The organism is Streptomyces sp. HB132 (genome assembly GCF_016909575.1).
Taxonomy (GTDB): domain Bacteria; phylum Actinomycetota; class Actinomycetes; order Streptomycetales; family Streptomycetaceae; genus Streptomyces.
The window spans coordinates 1-1,204 of sequence record NZ_JAFBGA010000045.1 but is presented as its reverse complement, the minus strand read 5'-3'; the positions used below and the strand labels follow the sequence as shown (position 1 = coordinate 1,204).

General features: G+C 65.0%; 1 protein-coding gene. It reads left to right on the top strand.

Going from position 1 to position 1,204, the window contains the following annotated elements; translation table 11 throughout:
* Positions 1 to 56 precede the first annotated feature (56 nt).
* A partial coding sequence (locus JOC24_RS32970) for an acyltransferase domain-containing protein (RefSeq protein WP_239581436.1) occupies positions 57 to 1,204 on the top strand: 1,148 nt, incomplete at its 3' end.

Sequence of the window (1,204 nt, the reverse complement as noted above, 5' to 3'; positions counted from 1 at the left end):
TGCCGTGGGTGGTGTCTGGTGGGTCGGGTGCGGGGTTGCGGGGTCAGGCGGCTCGGTTGGGTGAGTTCGTGGCGGGTGTGGGTTCGGGTGTGGGTGTGGGTGATGTGGGTTGGTCGTTGGTGTCGTCGCGTGCGGTGTTGGAGCATCGTGCGGTGGTGTTGGCTGGTGGGTGTGAGGGGTTTGTTGGTGGGTTGGGTGCGGTGGCGGCGGGGGTGCCTGCGGCGGGTGTGGTGTCGGGTGTGGTGTCGGGTGGTGTGGGTCGGGTGGTGTTTGTTTTTCCTGGTCAGGGTTCGCAGTGGGTGGGGATGGCGTCGGGGTTGTTGGAGTCGTCGCCGGTGTTTTTGGAGTCGGTGGTGAGGTGTGGGGAGGCGTTGGCGCCTTTTGTGGGGTGGGATTTGTTGGAGGTGTTGCGTGGTGGGGGTTCGTTGGAGCGGGTGGATGTGGTGCAGCCGGTGTTGTGGGCGGTGATGGTGTCGTTGGCGGAGGTGTGGCGTTCGGTGGGGGTTGTTCCGTCGGTGGTGGTGGGGCATTCGCAGGGTGAGATTGCGGCGGCGTGTGTGTCGGGTGCGTTGTCGTTGTCTGATGGGGCGCGGTTGGTGGCGTTGCGGAGTGCGGTGATTGGGAGGGGTTTGGCGGGTTTGGGTGGGATGGTGTCGGTGGGGGCGTCGGTGGAGCGGGTTGGGGAGTTGTTGGCGGGGCGTGAGGGTGTGTGGGTTGCGGTGGTGAATGGTCCGGGGTCGACGGTGGTGGCTGGTGGTGTGGAGGAGTTGGCTGGGGTGAGGGCGGCTGCGGAGGCGGTGGGTGTGCGGGTGCGGGTGATTGCGGTGGATTATGCGTCGCATACTCCGCATGTGGAGGGGGTTCGGGAGGAGTTGTTCGAGCTTGCGTCGGGGGTGTCGCCGGGGGTGGGTGAGGTGGCGATGTATTCGACGGTGACGGCGGGTTTGGTGGAGGGGGAGGTTTTGGATGCGGGGTATTGGTATCGGAATTTGCGGGAGCCGGTTCGTTTCGAGGAGACCGTGCGGGGTTTGTTGGATGAGGGTGATGCGGTGTTTGTGGAGGTGAGTCCGCATCCGGTGTTGATGGGTGCGCTTCAGGAGATTGGTGATGATGTCCTGGCGGTGGGGACGTTGCGTCGTGGTGAGGGTGGTCCGGAGCGGTTTATGGCGTCGATGGCGGAGCTGTGGGTGCAGGGTGTCGAACT